The sequence below is a fragment of the Lujinxingia vulgaris genome, assembly GCF_007997005.1.
Taxonomy (GTDB): Bacteria; Myxococcota_A; Bradymonadia; order Bradymonadales; family Bradymonadaceae; genus Lujinxingia.
In genome coordinates, this window is sequence record NZ_VOSL01000006.1 from 102,862 (window position 1) to 125,641 (window position 22,780).

The 22,780-nt window shown below is 64.2% G+C and carries 17 protein-coding genes and 1 pseudogene; 10 read left to right on the top strand and 8 right to left on the bottom strand.

The annotated features are described in order from the left end of the window. Window positions 1-10 precede the first annotated feature (10 nt). The 3 genes from FRC96_RS01285 to aspS all read right to left on the bottom strand — a co-directional run bounded on the left by FRC96_RS01285 (window position 11) and on the right by aspS (window position 5,601). The gene (locus FRC96_RS01285; protein WP_146972230.1) at window positions 11-1,504 is read right to left on the bottom strand and encodes an ABC transporter permease; all 1,494 of its coding nucleotides are present in this window, start codon (window positions 1,502-1,504) and stop codon (window positions 11-13) included. Between the two features lie 113 nt (window positions 1,505-1,617). Next, entirely contained in the window at window positions 1,618-3,549 is a 1,932-nt protein-coding gene (locus FRC96_RS01290; protein ID WP_146972231.1) for an ABC transporter substrate-binding protein, read from the bottom strand. Window positions 3,550-3,792: 243 nt separating this feature from the next. After that, complete coding sequence (gene aspS / locus FRC96_RS01295) at window positions 3,793-5,601, bottom strand: aspartate--tRNA ligase (RefSeq protein ID WP_349632743.1); 1,809 nt, start codon at window positions 5,599-5,601, stop codon at window positions 3,793-3,795. Between the two features lie 268 nt (window positions 5,602-5,869). Here aspS and FRC96_RS01300 point away from each other — a divergent pair, with 268 nt between their 5' ends. The 8 genes from FRC96_RS01300 to FRC96_RS01335 all read left to right on the top strand — a co-directional run bounded on the left by FRC96_RS01300 (window position 5,870) and on the right by FRC96_RS01335 (window position 14,008). Next, entirely contained in the window at window positions 5,870-6,547 is a 678-nt protein-coding gene (locus FRC96_RS01300) for a hypothetical protein (RefSeq protein ID WP_146972233.1), read from the top strand. A gap of 191 nt (window positions 6,548-6,738) precedes the next feature. After that, window positions 6,739-7,902: an ADP-forming succinate--CoA ligase subunit beta gene (gene sucC / locus FRC96_RS01305; RefSeq protein ID WP_146972234.1), complete on the top strand. Its 1,164-nt coding sequence runs from the start codon at window positions 6,739-6,741 to the stop codon at window positions 7,900-7,902. 84 nt (window positions 7,903-7,986) lie between these two features. Further along, complete coding sequence (sucD, locus tag FRC96_RS01310) at window positions 7,987-8,856, top strand: succinate--CoA ligase subunit alpha (RefSeq protein ID WP_146972235.1); 870 nt, start codon at window positions 7,987-7,989, stop codon at window positions 8,854-8,856. Window positions 8,857-8,916: 60 nt separating this feature from the next. After that, on the top strand, window positions 8,917-9,345 hold the full coding sequence (ndk, locus tag FRC96_RS01315; RefSeq protein WP_115602982.1) for a nucleoside-diphosphate kinase: 429 nt from the start codon (window positions 8,917-8,919) through the stop codon (window positions 9,343-9,345). A gap of 194 nt (window positions 9,346-9,539) precedes the next feature. Further along, a complete protein-coding gene (gene rlmN / locus FRC96_RS01320; RefSeq protein WP_146972236.1) occupies window positions 9,540-10,703 on the top strand; it encodes a 23S rRNA (adenine(2503)-C(2))-methyltransferase RlmN in 1,164 nt (387 codons plus the stop codon). Window positions 10,704-10,777: 74 nt separating this feature from the next. Beyond that, window positions 10,778-11,704, top strand: coding sequence for a PfkB family carbohydrate kinase (locus tag FRC96_RS01325; RefSeq protein WP_146972237.1), 927 nt, complete (start codon window positions 10,778-10,780; stop codon window positions 11,702-11,704). Between the two features lie 60 nt (window positions 11,705-11,764). Next, on the top strand, window positions 11,765-12,547 hold the full coding sequence (locus FRC96_RS01330) for a hypothetical protein (protein ID WP_146972238.1): 783 nt from the start codon (window positions 11,765-11,767) through the stop codon (window positions 12,545-12,547). Window positions 12,548-12,718: 171 nt separating this feature from the next. After that, window positions 12,719-14,008: a serine/threonine protein kinase gene (locus tag FRC96_RS01335; RefSeq protein ID WP_230469740.1), complete on the top strand. Its 1,290-nt coding sequence runs from the start codon at window positions 12,719-12,721 to the stop codon at window positions 14,006-14,008. Window positions 14,009-14,120: 112 nt separating this feature from the next. Here FRC96_RS01335 and alaS read toward each other — a convergent pair whose 3' ends face one another. Beyond that, window positions 14,121-16,781: an alanine--tRNA ligase gene (gene alaS, locus FRC96_RS01340; RefSeq protein ID WP_230469741.1), complete on the bottom strand. Its 2,661-nt coding sequence runs from the start codon at window positions 16,779-16,781 to the stop codon at window positions 14,121-14,123. 387 nt (window positions 16,782-17,168) lie between these two features. Between alaS and FRC96_RS01345 the strand changes: the two genes are divergently transcribed. Continuing rightward, window positions 17,169-18,209 carry a tetratricopeptide repeat protein gene (locus tag FRC96_RS01345; RefSeq protein ID WP_146972240.1) on the top strand — a complete coding sequence of 347 codons (1,041 nt, stop codon included), beginning with the start codon at window positions 17,169-17,171 and terminating at the stop codon, window positions 18,207-18,209. A gap of 28 nt (window positions 18,210-18,237) precedes the next feature. Here the strand turns inward: FRC96_RS01345 and FRC96_RS01350 are convergent, their stop codons facing one another. Continuing rightward, the gene (locus FRC96_RS01350; protein WP_146972241.1) at window positions 18,238-19,170 is read right to left on the bottom strand and encodes a mechanosensitive ion channel family protein; all 933 of its coding nucleotides are present in this window, start codon (window positions 19,168-19,170) and stop codon (window positions 18,238-18,240) included. A 15-nt stretch (window positions 19,171-19,185) separates the two neighbouring features. Then, complete coding sequence (locus FRC96_RS01355) at window positions 19,186-19,986, bottom strand: hypothetical protein (protein ID WP_146972242.1); 801 nt, start codon at window positions 19,984-19,986, stop codon at window positions 19,186-19,188. A 173-nt stretch (window positions 19,987-20,159) separates the two neighbouring features. Between FRC96_RS01355 and FRC96_RS01360 the strand changes: the two genes are divergently transcribed. Further along, a complete protein-coding gene (locus FRC96_RS01360) occupies window positions 20,160-21,410 on the top strand; it encodes a carboxypeptidase regulatory-like domain-containing protein (protein WP_146972243.1) in 1,251 nt (416 codons plus the stop codon). A 33-nt stretch (window positions 21,411-21,443) separates the two neighbouring features. Here the strand turns inward: FRC96_RS01360 and FRC96_RS01365 are convergent, their stop codons facing one another. Together FRC96_RS01365 and FRC96_RS21635 are read right to left on the bottom strand one after the other, a co-directional pair. Continuing rightward, a complete protein-coding gene (locus FRC96_RS01365; protein WP_146972244.1) occupies window positions 21,444-22,214 on the bottom strand; it encodes an ABC transporter ATP-binding protein in 771 nt (256 codons plus the stop codon). Next, window positions 22,211-22,780 (bottom strand): annotated as a pseudogene (locus FRC96_RS21635) (hypothetical protein); the annotation flags it as partial. The pseudogene FRC96_RS21635 and the gene FRC96_RS01365, both read right to left, overlap by 4 nt.

Genomic DNA, 22,780 nt, shown 5'->3' on the forward strand with positions numbered 1-22,780 from the left:
AGAGCGCCCATCAATCAAAGGTGATGCGCGGGTCGACCAGCGCGTAGCTGATGTCCGAGAGCAACAACCCGATCAGCGTGAGCACTGTCGACATCAGCAGACAGGCCATGATCGCGTTGTAGTCGTACATGTAGATGCTCTCATAGAGGTAGAGCCCGATGCCGGGGATGTTGAAGATGAACTCGATGACGATCGAGCCACTCACCAGCGTGGGAAGCAGCGTGCCCAGCAGCGTAAGAATGGGAATCATGCCGTTTCGCACCGCGTGCTTGAGCACGACCATCGACTCGGCCAGGCCCTTGGCGCGGGCGGTGCGGATGTAGTCGGCGCGGATCACGTCGAGCAGGCCCGTACGCGCGTAGCGACTCAGCGCGGCGAGCGAGCCGTAGGTCAGACAGATCAGCGGCAACAGGATATGCCAGGCGATCGAGCCCATCTGCTCCAGCACCGCCATGTTCTCTGAATTATTGCTGATGAAGCCGCCTGCCGGGAACCAGGAGAAGGGGCGACCCACCGCGAAGAACTGAATGAGCAACACCGCCGTAAAGAAGCTCGGGAGGCTGTAGAGCACAAAGAGCGCGATGGTCACGACCTGGTCGCGTTTGGTGTTCTGGTTGTACGCGCTCCAGATGCCCAGAGGCACGCTGATAAGGTACGCGATGAGGATCGAGAAGAAGCTCAAGGTCATCGTGTAGGGGAGCTTCTGCATCACCGTGTCAAAGACCGGGCGGCGGTCCACCGTGCTCACCCCGAAGTTGAGCGTGAGGAGGTTCTCCCAGTACTTGGCAAAGCGCGTATCGAAGAAAAAGATGCCCACTTTATCGGCCGCGGAGTATTCGAAGCGCTCTATATTTGCGTTGAACCAGGGCAGCCACTTCTCTTCAAGAATCGTATCCACGTCTTCGGGAGTCACATCCTGAGGGATGGACCAGGAGCGAAGCTGATTGTTCTCTGCGGCGATGGCGCGGTTGCTTTCGCGCAGCTCGTCGCTCGGATCCGGATTGAAACGGTCGACCTGGGGGCGTTGCGCATTGATCGCCAGGCGCTGCACAGCAAGGCGGCGAATGTCGAGGCGCTCGTGATTCTGGGCCAGGGCGATGAGGTGCGGCACAGCGTAATTGCCGTAATTCTCGACCTCTTCCTGCGCCGCAATGATGTCGGCCGACATGGGGCGCTCATCGGCCGGTGTGCACTCGGGAGTGACCGGCGCACCTTCGGCGCAGACCGGACGCTGGAAGTCGGCGACGACGCGCAAGGGCTCTTCGACGTCTTCGATGGTGAGGCCGTAGCGGGTGTTAAGCAGGATCGGTTTGTCGAGATTGAACTGCTCTTTAAAGATGCGATAGCTCTCGCGGGCGTCCTGCGAGACGGTCTCGGTGCCGTCGGGGTTGGCCGCAGCCGCCGGATCTCCCGGTGCCAGGTTGAGCACCAGAAAGATGATCAGCGAGATGATCGCAAAGGTCGGGATCATCAGCAGGACGCGCTTTAGAATGTAGGTAAACATGTTGCCTCGCCCTCAGGGGGCCGGTTGCGCGCGAGTGTCAGGCGCGCGAAGGATGCCTTAATCGCACAACGCCGAGGCTAGCCTCACCGGGCTTGCCTCGGCGCCGACGTCGCTCACTCGCCGGATTCGTCGATGTACCAGGGCAGCGAGGTCGTCTGCGGGCGAATCTTCTGGAAGACTACGTTCTCAAGACGCGGGTTCCAGGCGACCGTTTGCTTCGGTGCGTAGAAGAAGCTGTAGGGCTGCTCCTCGTGCACGATCTGGTGGAAACGACGCAGGAGCTGGGTGCGCTCTTCGTTGTCGAAGGTCACGCGCAGGGTCTCGATGATCTCGTCGGCCTCGGCGTTGCGGAAGCCCACGCGGTTGGAACCCTTCGGGATATCCGCCTGGCTGGAGTGCCAGATCTGGTAGGGGTCGTTGAACCAGCTTAAGCCCCAGCCGCCGGTGAAGGCATCGAATTGCTTGTCGTCCATGCGACGCTGCATCAGGGGCCATTCCACAAAGTCGCCGCGCATCTCAATGCCGATCTTACGCAGATCTTCGCGGTACACTGTCACCCAGCTACGAACTGTCGGTTTGTTGTACGAGGTCAGCGTGAAGCGGAAATCGACATTCTCGCCGTTGATGGTCTTCTGGCGGATGCCGTCACCATCGGTATCCACCCAACCGGCTCCATCGAGAAGTTCGGCGGCCTTTTCCAGATCGAAGGGGATAGGCTCAATCGTTGGATCGTTGGCCGGGTGCTCGTAGTAGAAAGGACCCGTCTGCAGCTCGCCAAGGCCATTGATCACGTTCTCAATGATGCTCTGACGGTTGAACGCGTGCGTCATGGCCAGCCGCACGTCGCGGTCGGCAAAAAGAGGCTTATCCATGTTCCAGCCCACGTAATAGTAGGCGAATGCATCGATGATTTCGTGCTCAAACTCACCGGTTTTGAAGGGACTCTCGGGGCCTCCGTTCAAGATCTCGCTGCGGTAGCGAGGCTCAGGCAGTGAGGGCAAAAAGTCGAGCTGGTCGCTGAGCAGGCGAGCAAAACCCTGCTCGGGATCCTTGATGATGTGGAACTCGATGCGCTCGATGGGAGGCTTCGCGCCAAAGTAGTCGCGGTTTTTGGTGAGCACGACCTGACCACTGGGGGTGTAGCTGTCGAAGAGGTAGGGGCCGGTGCCAATCGGATAGTCCGCAGACCAGTGGGTGTTGAACTCGACCGGAACGCTCTCTTCAGGAATCTCGTTGCCTTCGCGGTCTCGCGAGAAGAGCCACTTGGGCAGCGGGTAGGCCAGGAGCGTCGTGAAGCGCGAGTGATAGACGGGGCGCTTCCAGGTGACCTTGAAGGTATGCTTGTCGAGGACTTCAAGTTTCTCGATGTCTTCGACGTAGCCTTTGACCGCGCCGGCCTCGACCTGCGGGCTCATGGCCATCTCAAAGTAGAAGACGGCGTCTTCGGCGGTCACTTCGCGGGGCTCACGCAGCCATTCGTGCTTCGGATCACTGAAGTCAACCCTGGGCACGTGCCAGTAGACGCCTTCGCGCAGGCTGATGGTGTACTCGGTGTTCTCGTCGTTGACCTCGACCATGTAGGCCAGGTCCGAGACGAAGTTGTCCGGGTTGTTGAAATCCTGGCGGGCGAAGCCGCTGTGCACGTAGGACTGAATCTCGCTGACGTCGACGGAGTTCTCGGTCAGCCAGTTGAACCCCTTGGGGTCGCTGGAGATCAGACGCTTGAGCGTGCCACCCTGCACCGCGTCGGGCGCGATGAGCTGGTCGGTGGCGGGGCTGAGCAGGTTGTCGGGATCGTTGATCGCCGCGGCGTAACGGTCGTTCGAGGCGCCAGCGCCCCCGCCGGCGTTGCCGGCCACCGCCACGCCCGACTCCAGCTGGGAGAGGATGCGCTCGGTGGTGCGATTGAGGTCACCCAGGCTGCGGTTGACTTCAATGATCTTTTTGTTGGCCTGGTAGGATTGCGCGATGCTGATAATCGCCAGCAGGGCAACCACGATCAGGACTCCGATCAGGGCGAGGGTGGCTTTGAATGTTCTCGGCATGAACTTTACCGCTCCAGGGGTCGGACCAGGGCTTGGGCGAAGACACAGGGCCGCGCCGGCCAGGTTCAACGATCACTTTAAGACGTTATCATCCGGCGAGGGCAACCGGGCGCGCTCAGGCGCGCGCGGGCTCGCCATCAAAGAGGGCGTAAGCTACTGGACCCTCTAAAACTCTGTCAACCACCCGAGGCGCCTGCGTGGCAGGTCGCCCGGGGAGGCGGTTGATGTGTTAAGTGCTTGATATTATTCGGCTTCTTGTTCGGTTGTGGCTTCGCGGGCGCGCACGCTCAGGCTGAGCTCATCGAGCTGAGCGGCGTCGACCGCGCTGGGAGCCTCCGACATCAGGTCGGCCGCGCGGGTGGTCTTCGGGAAGGCGATGACGTCGCGCAGGCTCGCCGCGCCGGTGAGCAGCATCACCAGGCGGTCCACACCGAAGGCGATGCCGCCGTGGGGCGGGGTGCCGTAGGTGAGCGCCTTGAGCAAGAACCCGAACTTCTCGTTGGCCTCTTCCTGAGTGAGCCCCAGGAGCTCAAAGACGTTGTTCTGCACGTCCTGGCGGTGAATACGGATCGAGCCGCCGCCGATCTCGTTGCCGTTGAGCACCAGGTCGTAGGCCTGGGCGCGTACCGAGAGCGGGTCAGTCTTGAGCTTCTCGAAGTCTTCGGGAAGCGGGCTGGTGAAGGGGTGGTGCATCGCGTAGAGGCGCCCCTCTTCTTCGTCGGCCTCGAACATGGGGAACTCGGTGATCCACACGAAGCGGAAGGCGTTGGGATCGGCCAGGCCCAGGTCTTTTCCGAGCTGTTTGCGCAGGTTGCCCAGCGCCGGGTTCACGACCGACTCGCGGTCGGCCACGAAGACCACGAGGTCGCCGGCCTCGGCGCCCATCTTCTGCTCGATGGCCGCGCGGTCGCCGTCGTCAAAGAATTTGGCGATCGAGCCGCTCCACTCCCCGTCGCCCACCTTGGCCCAGGCCAGGCCTTTGGCGCCGTAGACTTTGACGGTGTCTTCGAGCCCGTTGATGTCTTTGCGGCTGAGCGTCTCGGCGCCGCCCTTGATGCAGAGGCCGCGCACGGTGTTTCCGGCCTCAACGGTCGCGCTGAAGACCTTGAAGTCACTCGTGGCCACAAGGTCGCTGACGTCGCTGATCTCCATGCCGAAGCGAAGGTCGGGGTTGTCGACGCCAAAGCGACGCATCGCCTCGTCGTAGGCCATACGCTCGAAGGGGAGGTTGATCTCGATGTCCAGGGTGCCCTCGAAGATCGACTTGATGAGGCCCTCACAGACCTTCATCACGTCTTCGGCGGTCACAAAGGAGAGCTCCATATCGATCTGGGTGAACTCCGGCTGGCGGTCGGCGCGCAGGTCCTCGTCGCGGAAGCATTTGACGATCTGGAAGTAGCGGTCAAAACCCGAGACCATCAGAAGTTGCTTAAAGATCTGCGGGGACTGCGGCAGCGCGAAGAACTTGCCCGGGTGCACGCGGCTGGGCACCAGATAGTCGCGCGCGCCCTCCGGGGTGGAGCGGGTGAGCACCGGGGTCTCAAACTCCCCAAACCCCTGCGAGGTCAGGTAGTTGCGGGTGAGTGAGTAGACCTTGCTGCGCGTGAGCAGCGAGCGCTGCAGCATCGGGCGGCGAAGGTCCAGGTAGCGGTACTCCAGGCGCAGGTTCTCGTTGGCGTCGCAATCGTCGCGGATCGCAAAGGGCGGGGTCTTGGCTTCGGAGAAGACCTCCAGCGTCTTCACGACCACCTCAACGGCGCCGGTGGAGCGCTCTTCGTTGACGTTCTCACCGCGGCTGACCACCTCCCCGATGATGGCCACGCACCATTCCGAGCGGAGCTGGCCGGCGCGGGTGAGCGTCGCCTCGTCCAGGTCCGGATCAAAGCGCAGCTGGCAGATGCCGGTGCGGTCGCGAAGATCAACAAAAACCATCCCGCCGAGGTCACGGTGGCTGGCGACCCAGCCGACCAGGGTGACGGTCTGACCGATCTGGCTCTCGCTGAGCTCGCCACACATATGGGTGCGCTTGTGCTGATCGAGGAAGGTACTCACGAGCTGCTCCTTAATAGGGATCATCAAAGGTTCATGCCCGGCTTAAGCCGCGAGGGCCCGGGCGAATTTGACGCAAAGCGTCGATGGAATCGCGGACTAAAACACGCGCTTTGCCGAAGTGTCAACGACGGCGCTCTTGCCCTTCGCCGTGGGACTTCTCCGAGAAAGTATTTTGTGACTTCATCGCGGTGCTCATCATCCCACCCTCAAAGCGACCTGGTGAGCTGCGCACTCGCCATATGGACTTTCCAAGCCGAAGGAGGCGATGATGGCGCTCGTTGAACTGGGACTTACGCGAGACGTAGCGATGGATGAGAAGCTCCCCGTCAAATGGGGGAAGCAGGAGCCTGTGGTGCAGCCGTCGGCCCGGGTGGTCTCCACACCCGGGGCGCGCATGGTCTACAGCCCTTTTTTAAAGGAGCGTCCCGGCCGCACGCTGCAGGTGCGCGGGGAGCGCGATAACCCGGCGGTGGTCCCCTGGGGCTTCTGGGGCGCGGTGATGCTGGCCGGGCTGCTCGCTGCGATGATTGTCTTTCGCGGCAGCTCCGGGTTTCAGTCGATGTGGGATCTGCTCTGGGTGATGCTCGCGGTGGTGGCCGGCTCGGTGATGCTCAAGCTCGGAAAGAAGACGAGCCTGGAAGAGCACCTCTTATGCGAGCTCGACCTGATGCGCGGCATCGTCACCTGGCCTGTGCAGGGCACCGAGCTTGCGGTGCCCTTTGATGAGGTCGAAGAGCTGGTCTTTGGCATGACGCAGTACCCGATCTCCAGCGACGGGGAGGGCACGAAGGTGCATGCCTTCACATTGCTTCTACGCGATGCGCAGGGGCGGCTGGTCCCCATCGTCGAGGCCTCACCCCATAAAGGAGAGACCCACCAGATCGGTCAGGTCTTCTCGCGGGTGCTTGAGGTGCCGCTGACCTATGTGGGGATGGGCATTAAATAGCGTCGATTTCGGGAGCGCGAGCGAGTCGAATATGGGCGGGCAGGCCGCCTTGACGCGCTGGCACCCCGGCGGTAATAAGGCGGCGGCCGCGCATTGCGGGCCGCTATTTTTGTGATTTTGGCAGGGCGTGGAGGCCGGCAAAGCGGGTCGCGCTGCGCGTAGGTTGATCTTCCAACGGCAGGTAAGTTCGTATGAACATCCATGAGTATCAGGCCAAGCAGATCTTTCGCGAGTACGGGGTGACCGTCCCCCAGGGGACCCCGGCGTTTAGCGTCGACGAGGCGGTGAAGGCCGCCGAAGAGCTCGGCGGAGAGCTCTGGGTGGTCAAGGCCCAGATTCACGCCGGCGGTCGCGGCAAGGCCGGCGGCGTCAAGCTCGCCAAAAGCCTCGATGAGGTTCGCGAGATCGCCACCGAGCTGCTCGGCTCCACGCTGGTCACCCACCAGACCGGCCCCGAAGGCCAGGTCGTGCGTCGCCTCTACGTGGAGAGCGGCGTGGACATCTCCCGCGAGCTCTACCTGGGTATGGTCGTCGACCGCGCCCGCGATGGCGTGGTGCTGATGGCCTCGACCGAGGGTGGCGTCGACATCGAAGATGTCGCCGAGAAGACCCCCGAGAAGATCCACAAGGTCTTCATCGACTCGCTCACCGGCATGGCCGACTTCCAGGGCCGCCAGGTCGCGTTCGCGCTGGGGCTGGAAGGCAAGGCCGTCTTCAAGGCGGTCAAGTTCATGAAGGCGCTCTACCGACTCTTCGTCGAAAAAGACGCCTCCATCGTCGAGATCAACCCGCTGGTGGTCACCGGCTCCGGCGACCTCATCGCGCTGGACGCCAAGGTGAACTTTGACGACAACGCGCTCTACCGTCACGCCGACGTCGAAGCGCTGCGCGACGTCTCCGAAGAAGACCCGGCCGAGCTCGAAGCCAAAAAGCACGGGCTGAGCTACGTGAGCCTCGACGGCAACATCGGCTGCATGGTCAACGGCGCCGGTCTGGCCATGGGCACCATGGACATCATCAGCCACTACGGCGGCGAGCCGGCCAACTTCCTGGATGTGGGGGGCGGAGCGACCAAAGAGACGGTCGCCGAGGCCTTCAAGATCATCACCCAGGATGAGGCGGTGAAGGTGATCTTCATCAACATCTTCGGCGGCATCATGAAATGCGATGTGATCGCCGACGGCGTGGTCAACGCCGTGCAGGAAGTGGGCCTGAAGGTGCCGCTTGTGGTCCGCCTGGCGGGCACCAACGTGGAGCTCGGCAAGAAGATCCTCAAAGAGAGCCCCTTCGACATCGTGAGCGCCGACAGCATGGCCGATGGCGCTCGCAAGGCCATCGAGCTGACCCAGGGCTGATCGCCCCGGCGCAATCCAAGACGCGTTGACCGGCGCGGTCGCCCCCAGGGTGGGGCGCCGCCCAGAGACATATAGAGGTTGAAGATGAGTGTAATGGTAGACGAGTCCACCCGGTTGATCGTGCAAGGGATCACCGGTTCGGTCGGTAGCTTTCATACCGAGCAGATGATCGAGTACGGCACCAACGTCGTCGGTGGCGTGACCCCCGGCAAGAGCGGCCAGAAGGTTCACGGCGCGCCGGTCTTCGATACGGTCGCCGAGGCGGTCGCCGAGACCCAATGCAACGCTAGCGTCATTTACGTGCCGCCCCCCTTCGCTGCCGACGCGATCATGGAAGCAGCCGACGCCGGCGTGGAGCTTATTGTGGCGATCACCGAAGGCGTGCCCGTTCAGGACATGATCACGGTCGTGCGCTACCTCAAAGACAAGAACGTGCGCCTGCTCGGCCCGAACTGCCCCGGTGTGATCAGCCCCGGCAAGTGCAAGATCGGCATCATGCCCGGTCACATTCACCTTCCCGGCAACGTCGGCGTGGTGAGCCGCTCCGGCACGCTGACCTACGAAGCCGTCGGTCAGCTCACCGCGCTGGGCATCGGGCAGAGCACCTGCATCGGTATCGGTGGCGACCCGATCAACGGCATGAACTTCATCGACGCGCTCGAGCTCTTCGAGAACGACCCGGACACCGAAGCCGTCGTGATGATTGGCGAGATCGGTGGCACGGCTGAAGAAGAAGCTGCCGAATGGGTGAAGGCCAACATGAGCAAGCCGGTCGCGGGCTTCATCGCCGGCGCCTCGGCCCCTCCCGGAAAGCGCATGGGCCACGCCGGTGCGATCATCTCCGGTGGCAAAGGCACGGCCGAAGAGAAGTTCAAGGCCATGGAAGCCGCCGGCATCGCCGTCTCGCGCTCGCCGGCCGAGATCGGTGAGACCCTCAAGAAAGCGATGGGCTGAGTTTGCCCCTTGTTGAATAGCGACACCCCGACATCCAACGATTGAATCTGGAGACACACCATGGCGATTGAACGTACCCTGAGCATCATCAAGCCCGACGGCGTGGAAAAGAACGTGATCGGCAAGATCATCGCGCGTTTTGAAGAAGAAGGCCTCACCCCGGTGGGCATCCGCATGGCGCACCTGGCCAAGCACGAAGCCGAAGGCTTCTACGCGGTGCACAAAGAGCGTCCCTTCTTCGGTGAGCTTGTTGAGTTCATGACCCGCGGCCCGGTGGTCGTGATGGCGCTCGAAGGCGAAGACGCCGTGGCCAAGAACCGCGAGATCATGGGCGCCACCAACCCGGCCGAAGCCGCCGAAGGCACCCTGCGCGCGCTCTACGCCACCGACATCGGTGAGAACACCGTGCACGGCTCGGACTCGGCTGAGAACGCCGCGATCGAGATCAAGTACTTCTTCAGCGACGTGCAGCTCTTCTCGCGCGGCTGATTTTTGAGGCCGTCGCCGACGTTGGGTCGGCGGCGGTTTTCACCTCGCGCGCCCTCACGAAGGGTGCGCGAGGTGGACGCTCGGCACGTACCCCTGTAAAGGGAGCGTGTGTTGGGCTGGCGGCACGGTTTGAGATCCTTTCGCACTCGGCGTAGGCTCAGCTCGGCCGCCTTTTTTCTGAGAGAGAGACCCCCATGCGACGCGAACGCTCCCCGAGCATCGACCAGGCGCTCGAAGCGCTGAGCCAGGGCACCGACGAGCTCGGTCCCATTGACCTGAAAAACTTTACCCAGGCCGAGCTCAAAAAGCTGCTCGCCGAGGGGTTTGGCGAGAAAGCCTTTCGCGCCAAGCAGGTCTACCAGTGGCTTTACCTGCACCTGGCCGATGACTTTGAGGCGATGACCAACCTCTCCAAAGGGCTGCGCGAGCAGCTCAGCGCGAAGGCCCGCGTCTCGCCATTGGAGTTCGACGGCTCGCATACCGCCAGCGATGGCACGACCAAGCTCACCTTTAAGTGTGACGACGGGGCGGTCATCGAGACGGTGTTCATTCCCTCGGAGGGGCGCAACACCCTGTGCATCTCCAGCCAGGTGGGCTGCGCGATGGGCTGCACCTTTTGCTACACGGCGAAGATGGGGCTCAAGCGCAACCTGAGCACCGCCGAGATCGTCGAGCAGGTGGTGCAGGCGCGCCGGCGCATGGGCGATGTGAACGGGCATATCGGCAACATCGTCTTCATGGGTATGGGCGAGCCGCTGCATAACGTCGATAACGTCATCCGCGCGATTCATATCCTGACCGATGAGCAGGGGCTGAACTTCTCGCGACGCAAGGTCACCGTGTCGACCTCGGGGCTTGTGCCGGCGATCAAACGCCTGGGCGAAGAGACCGATGTGCAGCTCGCCATCAGCCTCAACGCCACCACCGACGAGACGCGCGGGCAGATCATGCCGGTCAACGACCGCTGGGATCTGGAGACGTTGATGGCGGCGCTCAAGGAGTTTCCGCTGACCAATCGCGAGCGCATCACTTTTGAGTACGTGATGATTCGCGACTTGAATGACACGTTGGAGGACGCGCAGCGCATCATCGAGCTGACGCGGGAGATCCCCTCCAAGATCAACCTCATCCCCTTCAATCCCCACCCGCGCACCCCCTTCCAGACCCCGCCGGAGGAGCGCATCGACGCCTTCCAGAAGTATCTGGTCGATCGCAACGTCGGCGTGTACCGTCGGCGCACCCGGGGGCGCGACGAGATGGCCGCCTGCGGCCAACTCGGCAAGCCCGGGGAAAAAGAGCCGCCGCATGTGCGCAAGCGGCTGGAAAAGTTTCGCAATGAGAGCCCGGCCAACGCCTGAGAGTGAGAGGGCCGAGCGCGTAGTTCATTAAAGCATCGGGCGCCGTGGTGCGTCTGAACGGAGTGAGTCCAGGCATGAGTCTTTTGGTCGTAGGGTCGGTGGCGTTTGATTCGGTTGAGACGCCTTTTGGTAAGGCAGAAGAGGCGATCGGCGGATCGGCGATGTTCTTCTCCACCTCCGCCAGTTACTTCACCGACGTGCAGCTCGTCGCGGTGATCGGGGAAGACTTCCCGCAAGAGGAGGTCGACTTTTTATGCTCCCGTCAGATCGACTGCGAGGGGTTGCATCGCGTGGCCGGCAAGACCTTCCGCTGGGAAGGCAAGTACGGCTTCGATCTCAACGAGGCCATCACCCTCGACACCCAGCTCAACGTCTTTGGTGACTTCCACCCGAAGTTGCCCGAGACCTACCGCGACGCCGAGATCGTGTTTCTGGCCAACATCGACCCCAGCCTGCAGCTGGAGGTCTTAGAGCAGGTCAAGAACCCGCGGCTGGTTGTGGCCGACACGATGAACTTCTGGATTGATGGTCCCAAGCGCGACGAGCTCGACCGGGTGTTGAGCAAGGTCGATATGCTCGTGATCAACGAGGGCGAGGCGCGCAAACTTGGCGGTGAGGCCAATGTGGTCAAGGCTGCGCGCGCGATTCAGGCCCGGGGTCCGAAGCACCTGGTGATCAAGCGCGGCGAGTATGGCGCGCTGCTTTTCAGCGGCGAAGAGATCTTCTTTGCGCCGGCCTATCCGCTTGAGTCGGTCTTTGATCCGACCGGTGCCGGCGACACCTTCGCCGGGGGGCTGCTGGGCTATCTCTCGAGCTGTGAGACGATTGGGACCAAAGAGCTCCGCCAGGCCACGGTGGTGGGCTGTGTGATGGCGAGCTTCTGCGTGGAAGATTTCAGCCTTAACGCGCTGCGCGATCTGAACACGAAGGCGATCGAGGAGCGTTTCGCGCTCTTTGAGGAGCTCGTCGGGTTTGGTCCGCTGGAGCCGCTGGGCGACTAAGGTCAACGCTGATGAGGGTCGGCACCCCCTGCCGAAGATGAACCTGGATGAGGTAGAGCCATGAAGATGTCGAATGCGTGGATGGTGTGGTTGGTGTCGGCGGGGTTGCTCGCGACGGCAGCGTGCGGTGGCGAGTCCGAGGAGGAGGTCGACGCGGGCGTGGAAGCTGATGCGGACACCGAAGAAGACGCCGCTGGCGACTACGCCGACGAGCCGGAGTTTGAGGCGCAGTATGACATGCGCTTCAACGCCTTTGCGTTTGATCGGGGCACGCCGGGCTTTTCGCTCAACAGCCCGCTGGAGTACTTCCTCGACCAGGATCTGGACTACCCGGTCGTGGTGCTGGTGGAACTTCGCGACCTTGATACCGACGCGGGTACCTTGCAGGTACGCGGCGGGGCGGGGCTCAAGACCGAGACCGCCGGTGAGTACGTCTGGGATGAAGAGGTCGAGGAGCCCGAAGCGGCGGCCGGCACCATCGCTGCCAATGGCGATTTTGCGGCGACGCTGCCGCTCTTAAGTTTTGTGGCGACCGTGGAGTCGGGTGGCGACATCAACAAGACGGTCATCCCGATTCGCGACCTGGCCATCGATGCGAAACTTCAGGCCAGCGCGGCTGGCGAGAACCCGGTGATCAACGACGGGGTGCTCAGCGGGTTCGTGTTGCTCTCCGAGATCGAGGATGTGGGGCTGATCATTGTTCCCGGTCAGGAGCCGCTTCCGCTGACGCAGCTCTTCGGGGGACCGGAGTCGGTGAACTACGACTACGATGAAGATGGCGAGAACGACGCCTGGCAGCTCAGCGCGACCTTTAGCGCCGAGCAGACCGTGATCGTGGAATGATTCGTGGTTGTGGCAGTGGGTTTGCCTGACAGGTCAGTGTGATGAGAGGGCCGATTGACACCGTCGATCTGCCCTCTCTACAATCGCCCCTTCGATCGGGTGACTCCGTTGGGTCCGAGGGGCCGCATAAAGTATGCGGCCGGCCCGACGCGCAAACGATGTAGGCGAAGCGTGGAACGCGAGAACCGACAGCTCGGGGAGTATCGACTGCTGGCCCATCTGGCCAAAGGTGGGCAGTCGGCGGTGTTCCTGGCCGCACGTGGTGGGCCCCACGGTTTTTTTCGGCCGGTGGTGATTAAGGGAATCCCCGACCGCAATCTGGGGGACCGCCGCTTTGAGGCGCTCTTTTATAAAGAGGCGACCGTCTCCTCGCGCTTCTCGCACCCGCATGTGGTCACAGTGCACGACGCCAAGCAGGTGGGCGATGAGCACTTTATGGTCATGGATTATGTGGCCGGTCAGACCGTTGCCGACCTGGCGCAGCGAGCGTTCTCGCAGGGCGACGGGCTTAGCCTGCACGAGTCCTTGCTTATCGTGGCCGACGCGTGTGAGGGCCTCGACTATGTGCATGATTTTGTGGACATCGATCAGCAGAGCTACTCGATCGTGCACTGCGATATCAGCCCGCAGAATCTGATGGTGACCTACCAGGGCATGACCCGGGTCTTCGATTTTGGCATCGCGCAGGTGGTGGGGGAGACGGCGGCGGGCAGCGACGATCTGGTGGGCGGAAAGTTCGCCTACATGAGCCCGGAGCAATGCCGCGGTGAAGGTGTGGACGGGCGCTCGGATATCTTCAGCCTGGGTGTGATCGCCTATGAGCTTGTGAGCGCGCAGCGGCTCTTCCGCCGTGGTTCGGTCGAGGAGGTCAAAGAGGCGCTTTTGACTGAGCCAATCGATGCGCCGAGCAAGGCGTCGGAGTGGGTGCCGGCGGAGATCGACCCGATCATTATGCGGGCGCTTGAGCGGGAGCCTGGCGAGCGCTACCAGCGCGCCGGAGAGTTCGGCGCGGCGATTCGCGGTTATCTGAGCGGGCTGGGCGTTGATCTCGAAGCGCTGCGTGAGGGGCTCGGCGGGAAGGTAGCGGCGCTCTTTGCGCAGGAGCGTCAGGAGGTGGCCCGCGCGCTCCGAGACGCCCGCGAGCAGATGAGTGACCAGGCGCTGCGACCGCCCAGTGAGACTTCGGTGGAGGTCGCCACCTACCGCGCCCAGCTCATCGCCAGCGAAGAGGCGCTGGAGGAGGCCACTGCCCGGGTGGAGGAGCTGAACCTGGGCGCCCAGCGCGGCGCCGAGCTCATCGGCGCGCTTTCCGACGAGGTGCGCGCCTTGCGCCGTCGCCAGAGCTACTTTGTGGCGGCGATCGTGGCGCTCTCGCTCTTTGCGGCGGCCATCGCCACCTTCTCGATGACGGAGGTGGGCTCCGCGGTGAGCGCCAGCGCCGAGGCGGCGCAGCAGGATTGACGCAGGGGCTGCTCCGCCGCGTTGCATAAGAACTTCATCAGGGTTTGCTCTTGCACAAAGAAAGCCCGGGCTCGATGAGCCCGGGCTTTTTTGTGGAGCATGTGCCGATGGCTTAGCTCAGCGCGTCGCGCACCGCGTCGGCGAAGGCCTCCACCGCCGCGGGGATGCCGGCGGGGTTCTGGCCGCCGGCCTGCGCCAGGGTGGGGCGTCCGCCGCCGCGCCCGTCGACGTGGCTGGAGACGCGGTTGATCAGGTCACCGGCTTTCACCTTACGCGACGTAAAGGCCGCGTCGGTCACCACGCAGATGAGCGCGGCCTTCTCGTCGATCTCACTGGCGAGCAGCACGACGGCTTCGGCCTGGCCGAGCTTCTCGCGGAGGTTGTCGGCGTAGGCCATCAGCTGGTCGCGGGTGCCGGCGGCCACCGAGGTGGCGATGACCTTGAGGCCATCGACCTCGGCAGCCTCATCGAGCAGGGCGTCGGCGCCGCGGTTGGCGAGCTTCTGCGAGAGGCTGTCGACCTCGCGCTCTAGTCGGCTGCGGTCTTCGAGGATGGCCCGGGCCCGGTCATTGAGGTTGGCCACATCGGACTTGAAGAGCTCGGCCAGCTTCTGAAGTTGCTCGCGCTCGTTCTGGAAGGCTTCCAGCGCGCCTTCTTCGGTAAGCGCCTCAATGCGGCGGATGCCGGCGGCGACGCTGGACTCGCTGGTGATGCGGAAGAGGCCGATGTCACCGGTATTGGCCACGTGCGTGCCGCCACAGAGCTCCACCGACTCACCGGGGATCTCCACCACGCGCACGGTGTCCCCGTACTTCTCGCCAAAGATCGCCATCGCGCCCATCTCCTCGACGGCCGTGTCGCGGTCGACGCCGGTGTGGCAGCTCACGCGATGATGTTCGCGGATCTGGCGGTTGACGCGGGCCTCGATGCGTCGGAGCTCCTCGGCGGTCAGCGGCTTGCCGTAGCTGAAGTCAAAACGCAGGCGGTCCGGGGCCACAAGCGAGCCGGCCTGGAAGATGGCGCTGTCGACCTCGTCGCGAAGCGCGGCGTGCAGAAGGTGAGTCGCAGTGTGGTTGGCCGCCGTCTTCTGGCGGTGGCGCGCGTCGACGACCGCTTTGAACTCACCTTTGAAGTCGGGCTCACCATCCACCACGCTGACGCGGTGCACGATGCCGATGGGCGCTTTCTGGGTGTCTTCCACCTTGAGCACCACCGCGCCGTCGCTGCTGACCAGCTGGCCGCGGTCGCCGACCTGGCCACCGCTCTCGGCGTAGAAGGGCGTCTCGGACAGAAGCAGCTCATAGCCGGTGGCGATCTTACGCATCTTGCGCACGGTGGAGGTGGCCTCCAGTGCGTCGTAACCGATGAAGGTGTCGGCGCTGCCTTCTTCGAGGGTCACCCAGTCGCCCACGCCGGCGGCGTCGGCATACATGTCTTTGCCGCGGCTGGTCTCCTGGTGCTCTTTCCAGAGGGCTTCGTAGCCTTCCCAGTCGATGCTCATGCCGCGTTCTTCCGCCATGATCTCGGTGAGATCCGGCGGGAAGCCGAAGGTGGCGTGAAGCTGGAAGACTTCCTCGCCGCTGAGCGTCTTCTGGCCCTCGGATTCGGCGCGGGCGGCGGCGTCTTCGAAGAGCTCGAGGCCGCGATCCAGGTTGCGGAAGAAGCGCTCTTCTTCGAGGCGGATGAGTTCGCCGGCCTCCTGACCGGTGGCGCGAAGCTCCGGGTAGACCTCGCCATAGGCCTCCACGACGGTGGCGGCGACTTTATGCAGGAAAGGGCCCTCAAAGCCGAGGTTGCGTCCGTGACGCACCGCGCGTCGCAGGATGCGGCGCAGCACGTAGCCGCGCCCGTCGTTGGCGAACTTCGCACCATCGCAGATGGCGAAGGTCACCGTGCGCACGTGGTCGGCGATGACGGCGTAGTCCGAGAAGTTCTCGGCTTTGTAGAAGGCTTCCAGGTCGCGATCGACGTCGTCGCCCAGGAGCTGAAAGAGGGTCTTAAAGATGGGGGTGAAGAGCTCGGTGTGGAAGACGTTGTCGCGCTCGGCGAGCACCATCGCGGTGCGGTCGAGCCCCAGCCCTGTGTCGACGCTCTTCATCGGCAGCGGGTTGAGCGTGCCGTCTTCGTCGCGGTTGAACTCCATGAAGACGAGGTTCCAGATCTCGTTGATGCGGTCGTCGTCGTAGCCTTCTTGGAAGGAAAAGGGGCCCTGTTCGGGGTGCAGGTCGTAGTGGATCTCGGTGCAGGGACCGCAGGGGCCTGTGGGGCCCATCGACCAGAAGTTTTCTTCGTCGCCTTCTTCGATATCGCCCAGGCGCAGGACGCGCTCGGGGGCGACGTCCATCTCCTGGGTCCAGATATCAAAACACTCGTCGTCATCTTTGTAGATGGTGACGTAGAGGCGGTCTTTGTCGAGTTTGAGCTCGTTGAGCAGAAAGTCCCAGGCCCACTTGATGGACTCGCGCTTGTAGTAGTCGCCAAAGGACCAGTTCCCGAGCATCTCGAAAAAGGTCAGGTGGCGGCCGTCTTTGCCGACTTCGTCGAGGTCGTTGTGCTTGCCGCCGGCGCGCACGCATTTCTGGACGCTGGTCGCGCGGGTGTAGTCGCGGGTCTCATTGCCCAGCAGCAGGTCTTTAAACTGGTTCATGCCTGCGTTGGTAAAGAGCAGCGTCGGGTCGGCCTGGGGGACGACTGGCGAGGAGGCGACCACGCGGTGATCGTGCTTTTCGAAGAAGGCGAGGAAGCGGCTGCGAAGTTCGTTGGGAGTCATCATAGCGTCCACATCGTATGGCGAGTTCGAGCTGAGAGCGGGGCCGCGGCGACGCGAGATCGGCCGAGGCATCGGGAGCAAAGAACAGCCTTGCTCGCGAGTGTCTTCCGCGCGCGTGCGGTCAATCCGCGCGCGTGCGGTCAATGGGGGCGGTGTTTAGCACGGGGAGAAGCGCAGAATCAACACGGGCGCCTGGCAATGGGGGCAGAGCAGGGCGACGTTCGAGCCAGCATGGCGAAGGGCCGGGGTATGGCGTGGGGAAATTTTTTGACGGCACCGCCAATCTCGACGAGCCTGAGCGGGTACTGAGAGCGGCCTCTATGCCTGGCCCCCGGCCGTGCGGGCTTGAAGTGTTGCCTGTGGGATTGTGAAAGTGACGCTGGAAGGTTTATGAAAGTATTGCTTGAGCTTTTGGGTGACGCCTGTCGAGTGTTAACGGGTGTGGAGTCACTCTCGGAGTTTCGCCCGGAGTCGCGCGATCGCATGCGAGAGCTGCTCTCGCAGCTTCGTCTGGAGCTCGATCGTCTGCTCGATGCCGACGCCCCGGTCGACCCGGAGCTCGCCGGGCGGGAGCCCTACCTTCAGCGGGCGCTTGAGGCGATCGCCTCGCAGGACTATCAGGAAGCTCGGGCTGTGCTGGCCGAGGCCGTGGAGCGCTTCCCCCGGGACTTTGAGTTCTTGAGCTATCTGGGGCTTATCGCCTGGGAGCAGGGCGATCTGGTCGAGGCCGAGGGCTCCTACCGGCGCGCGATGGAGGTGGTCTTTACCGAGGGCCTGAACGCCGGGGAGGTGGAGAGCGGCGATGACCCGGTGCTTCGCGCCGTGGAAGGTCGCGCGCTCTGCCTCTATCGCCTCGGAGAGCTCGAGGCGGCCCAGCGCCACTTCGAGTGGCTGGGCTCGAACTTCCCGGAGCAGTACATCGGGTGTCTTTTCCTGGCCGGGGAGGCCTATCACCGCATGGGGCTCCTGCACGAGGCGCTGCGTTGTTATGAGGCGGTGCCCGTGGAGCCGGCGGTGCTCTACAACCGGGGGCTCGCGCTTTACGGCTGCGACCGGCTCGAAGAGTCGGCGCGCGCGCTGATCGAGGGCTTCGTGGCCAACATCTATGTGGCCACGACGCTTCTGGGGCGCTTTGGCTACCGTCGCCCCTGCACGCCGGGGTACCTGGGCAGTGAGGCGTATGCTGAAGAACTTGTGGAGGCGTGCGCCTCGCTCTGGCACGGGCATCCGGGGAGCGTGCGATTTATGGAGCGCTGCTTTGATCACGCGCTGGTGCAGGCGCATTTGCAGCAATGTGGGGAGCAGGGCGGCACGCGTCTGTTGCAGGCCGGGGAGAGCGGGGTGGAGACCGACGCGTTTTTGGAGCAGCTCCACGACGCCGGTACGCTGCAGAGTATGGCGAGGCGCGTGATTCAGCGCCTCGACGCCTGAGCGACCCTCACCCCTGGCGAGGCGCCCTTTAAGCCGGGGAGTCGCCGGAGGTGGTCGCAACGGTGTCTTCGCGCGCGGTTCGACGCGTGCGCCCCCCGGTTGGTGCGACGCCTTCACGGAGCTGTGAGACCAGCGTCGATCCGTCCATGGTCTCACCGAGGTGCAGCACCCGCTGGGGAAGGGGCACGTCCACGCCCAGCTCACGCAGCCGAGCGTGAATCGCACCTGTCAGCTCGCTCTTGGCCGAGACGTAGTTTTGACGCTCGCTCCAGGCGCGCACCAAAAGCTCCATGCCGTTCTCGCCAAAGCGGTCGATCAGCACGATCGGGGCGGGCTCATCGAGGATCGTGGGCAGCGCGTGCATCGTGTGCGTGAGCTTGCGTTGAAGCACCTGAAGTTCGCAGTCAAAGGGCACGCGCACCGGCACCTCAATGCGGCGCACGCCGTAGAGGGTGTAGTTGATGATCGTGCTCTTGAGCAGCACTTCATTGGGGATACGCACCATCAGGTTGTCGAAGGTGCGGATGCGGGTGCTCAGAAGGTCGATGGAGATGACGGTGCCCAGGGTGGTGTCGATCTTGACGGTGTCATCGATCGAGAAGGGCCGGTCCATAAAGAGGAAGAAGCCCGAGATGATATTGGAGACGCTCGTCTGGGCGGCGAACCCCAGCGCCACGGTGAAGATCCCCGCGGCGGCGAGAAGTCCGCTCAGCTGCACGCCCAGCGCGCTGAGTGCGATGAGCACCACGAGCATAAACGCGCCGTAGAACGCGGTCTTGCTGGCGATGACCGCGCTGTGGGGGCTTGCGCCGTGGCGCAGTCGCACCACGCGCTCCACCCCACGGGCAAAGAACTTCGCGATGAAGTAGCCCACAATGACCCAGAAGACGCCCAGGATATAGGGCTCCATGCCCTCCCAGCCGCCCAGGCGAGTAAGCCAGCGGTTGATAGTCTCATTCATAGGGGGTTCTGGGGCCTAGAAGCCGTGCTCCAGGCCGGTCTTGGCGCGGTAGGCGTGCAGAAATGTGTAGGCGCGGCGCGTCTCATGGGCGTTGGGCTTGCGACCGCTGTGCGCGATGGCTTCACCGCCTTCGGGGCCGTTGTCGACGAGCACCTCGGCCTCATTGGGGCCGAGCAGGCGCATCTGCACCTGGCTGGTGCACAAACGATCGCGATCCGGGCGGCGGTACAGACCCAGCGAGGCGGTGGGCAGCATGATCTTGCTAACTTCGCGCGGCTCCGGGGTGGTGTTGGTGACGGTCAGCGGGATCGTCGCCCACAACGCATAGTGCGTCTCATCGGGGAGGCGAAGATCGAGCGCGCAGATCGGGTGCTCGTCGAGCCCCTGACCGGCGTCGGGCGCGCAGACCGGCGCCCGAAACGAGGTGCAGATCTGCCCGGAGTCCACCGGCCCGTAGAGCCCCGGAGAGGTGCGCGGCGCGGGCAGATCCAGAAGATGCACGCTGCCGCCGGGATGCAGCGCCTCAATGCGCAGGCCCAGGGGAAGTCCCAGCACCACTTGCATGGTGAGCCCGGCCGGGCATAGAAGCTGCGGGGTGGGGAAGGCCAGCAGCGCTCGCTCACCGAAGTTCGGAAGAAAGCGCAGCGCGTTGCAACTTGCAGGTAGGGCGCAGTGGCGCGTGCTCAGCTCCTCGCCGGTGTCGATCACCAGCGCCTGCGCGCCACGCCGTTTGAGGTGAAGGGGCTTGTCGTAGACGTGGAGCGCTTCGAGGGCGCCGTCGTCGAGGCTAAGTTGCAGGGGCCACCGGGTTTCCATAGACGACACTTAGCGCCGGGCATTGCCGGCACGTGAGAGCAAAAGACGTGAGGAGAGGCCAGAGATGGTGGGCGGGGGGAGTCAGCGCGGTCGGTCTGGCTGCGCTCGCCATTGGCGTCCTCGGAGAGGCCGACGAGGAGCAGATTAAGCACAGCGTCGACTTGGAGCAAGGGGTGCTCGCCCCCTATCAGGGCGAGGTTGAGCAGCCTCGCGCCCTGGCGGGTGATGATGCACCGCCGACGCAGGCGCGATGGGTGCAGGTGCTCGATGAGGACGAGCGCGCGCTGGCGTCACGGGTGATGGTGAGCGCGCCGGGGTTGTGGCCCCCCGTGGTAACTCGCAGCGACGAGGCCGGCTATGTGGCGCTGCCCGAGCCCGGCGCGCGCGGCCCGGGTGATGAGCCGATGCGCTTTTATGAGTTTTTGGCGCGCAGCGACGACGATGAAGAACCCCGGGCCTTCTGGGGCGTGATCCAGGGCCCGGGCGGTCCGGTCTTTGCCGAGGAGGGCGCGCGATTTGTGCGCGCCTCACCCGCCGCCGATCTTCGCCTGGGCATCGTTGACGCCGAGGGCGCGCCGGTGGAGGGCGCCTTTGTGCGACTCTCCCGCGAGAGCCTGGCGCTCTTGCACCTGCATGTGACCACCCGCGCCGACGGCGTCGCAGCTTTTCGCCAGATTCCACCGGGGACCTACTACGTGACCATCGACGCCGAGGGGCACACACGCCGCACCCTGCAGGTGCAGCACGAGACCGACGATGCGTTTATGCTCAATGTCGAGCTCCTCGAAGGCGGTGGTCTGCGCATGCCCGAGGCCTGGCGCGCGCCGGTGGTCCAGGTGTTGGGGCAGTCGAGCTCGAATTCCAGCCTCGCGGTGGGCGAGGCGTCGTCCGGAGGGGGCGCGTCGATCGATGAAGATGAAGACGAGGCTGCGCGCGAAGCGCTGGAGATCTATGTGGCTGACCCGCAGGGCGCCGGCGTCACGGGCGCCTGGGTGGAGGTCTGGCACGCCGGCAACCGGGTGGCCGCCGGCGTGAGCGCGGGAAGCCGCGCGCTGAGCCTGCAGGTGCCCGCCGACGGGCCGCTCACCCTCTACGCGACGCACCCGGGGTGGGGCGAGGGGCAACTCGTGGGCGTGGAGCCGGGGGGGCGCGGCGGGGCGACGGTGCGGCTGGGGCGACCGCTGCTCTCGATGCCCGTGCCCGACCGGGTGCGCTCGATGTCGGCGATTGAAGGGGCGTTGGGACAGCGGATTGTCGACACCGGTTCTGGCCACCAGATCGATGTGGTGGACCCCCAGAGCCCCGCGGCCCGCGCCGGGGTGGAGCGCGGCGATGCGCTGGTCTTTGCGCGTCGGGCTGGCGAGGAGCTGCGGGTGACCGTCTCGCGCGCCGGACGCTTCGTGGAGGTGGCGCTACCCCGTTGAGTCTCAATGGGGTGGTCTGAAAGTGCTTAAATTTTAAGGGGTTGCGTGGCCAAGGAGGTCGATCTTCCCGGTCGTCTTCAGGTAGAGCTCGGTCAGGTCATGGACCTCCCCCGAGGTCATCTTCTGATCGAGCTCGGCGCGGCTGATGTCCATCACCAGCTCGCCGCCCTGAAGCAGCACGAAGCGGGAGCAGAGGCGCTCAAGCATGTCCAGGATATGGCTGGAGAGCAGGATCGCGCCGCCCTCGTCACAGTGGCGCTGCAAGCGCCTGCGCAGGCGCGCGGTCGACTCGGGATCAAGCCCCACAAAGGACTCGTCGAGCACGAGCAGCTTCGGGCTGCCGAGCAGGACCGAGGCGATGGCGAGCTTTCGGGCCATGCCACCCGAATACTCTTTGAGCACGACGTGGCGGGCGTCTTCGAGCTCGGTGATGACCAGCAGCTCTTCGATCTCGGCGTCGCGTTGGGCAGGCTTCAGATCCCGAAGCTCGGCGACAAAGTGCAGGTATTCAAGGCCGGTGAGGTAGTCGAGCATCGCCAGGTGCTGGGGCACAAAGCCCAGGTGTTTGCGGGCCTCCACCGGGTTGGCCACGACGTCGACGCCGTTGATGTGCACGCTGCCTTCATCCGGGGCGGTGATGCCGGCGACGCAGCCCATCGTCGAGGACTTGCCGGCGCCGTTTGGGCCGATCAGCGCCACGAACTCGCCAGGGGCGATGTTCAGGTTGACCTGATTGACGGCCACAAGCCGACGGTAGCGTTTGGTGAGGTTCTCTAAGACCAGGGCAGGGGTGGGGGCGGTCATGCGGGGCTCCGGCCGGGGGCGGCGGGTGAGGAGGACGGGGAGGGCAGAACGAGGGCTGCGGCGATGAGGGTGGCGCTCACCACCAATGCGACGGGGAGCGAGAGGCCGGCCAGCGCGGCGAGTATCAGGGTGACGCCGGCGGGCAGCCAGCGCTCGCGAGTGCGGGTCCGGGGAAGCAGGCGCAGCGCCGCGGCAAGCCCCGTGGCGAGCGCGAGCGAAGCGAGCGCGACCATCCAGGCGCCGGGCTCGGAGCGCCAGAGACCGTTGATAAGCGCGACGAGCAGGGCGAAGGGAAGCGCCAGAAAGAAGACCTCACGCACCGCCAGGCGAAACACGGCGTTGTCCACATCGGATGGCGCCAGCGGAAGCGCGGTGGGGCTTTGCAGGCGCGCTGCCTGACGGGAGACGCGCAGCCAGGGGTTGATGATCAGCGCGAGCATCAACGCAGGCGCCATCGCCACCGCCCAGCCGGGGCGCGCCGCCGCATCGATCACGGCCAGTCCCACCGCGGCGAGCACGAGGACCACGGCGTAGCCGACGCGCCCGGCGGCCAGGCGGCGGTCGCC

What these genes read in the sequence shown, in the direction of transcription:
- FRC96_RS01290 (WP_146972231.1), bottom strand. Translation starts at nt 3,549, where the DNA reads ATGCCGAGAACATTCAAAGCCACCCTCGCCCTGATCGGAGTCCTGATC.
- ndk (WP_115602982.1), top strand. Translation starts at nt 8,917, where the DNA reads ATGGCGATTGAACGTACCCTGAGCATCATCAAGCCCGACGGCGTGGAA.
- sucC (WP_146972234.1), top strand. Translation starts at nt 6,739, where the DNA reads ATGAACATCCATGAGTATCAGGCCAAGCAGATCTTTCGCGAGTACGGG.
- FRC96_RS01365 (WP_146972244.1), bottom strand. Translation starts at nt 22,214, where the DNA reads ATGACCGCCCCCACCCCTGCCCTGGTCTTAGAGAACCTCACCAAACGC.
- FRC96_RS01325 (WP_146972237.1), top strand. Translation starts at nt 10,778, where the DNA reads ATGAGTCTTTTGGTCGTAGGGTCGGTGGCGTTTGATTCGGTTGAGACG.
- FRC96_RS01330 (WP_146972238.1), top strand. Translation starts at nt 11,765, where the DNA reads ATGAAGATGTCGAATGCGTGGATGGTGTGGTTGGTGTCGGCGGGGTTG.
- FRC96_RS01355 (WP_146972242.1), bottom strand. Translation starts at nt 19,986, where the DNA reads ATGGAAACCCGGTGGCCCCTGCAACTTAGCCTCGACGACGGCGCCCTC.
- FRC96_RS01345 (WP_146972240.1), top strand. Translation starts at nt 17,169, where the DNA reads ATGAAAGTATTGCTTGAGCTTTTGGGTGACGCCTGTCGAGTGTTAACG.
- FRC96_RS01285 (WP_146972230.1), bottom strand. Translation starts at nt 1,504, where the DNA reads ATGTTTACCTACATTCTAAAGCGCGTCCTGCTGATGATCCCGACCTTT.
- sucD (WP_146972235.1), top strand. Translation starts at nt 7,987, where the DNA reads ATGAGTGTAATGGTAGACGAGTCCACCCGGTTGATCGTGCAAGGGATC.
- FRC96_RS01350 (WP_146972241.1), bottom strand. Translation starts at nt 19,170, where the DNA reads ATGAATGAGACTATCAACCGCTGGCTTACTCGCCTGGGCGGCTGGGAG.
- FRC96_RS01300 (WP_146972233.1), top strand. Translation starts at nt 5,870, where the DNA reads ATGGCGCTCGTTGAACTGGGACTTACGCGAGACGTAGCGATGGATGAG.
- rlmN (WP_146972236.1), top strand. Translation starts at nt 9,540, where the DNA reads ATGCGACGCGAACGCTCCCCGAGCATCGACCAGGCGCTCGAAGCGCTG.
- alaS (WP_230469741.1), bottom strand. Translation starts at nt 16,781, where the DNA reads ATGATGACTCCCAACGAACTTCGCAGCCGCTTCCTCGCCTTCTTCGAA.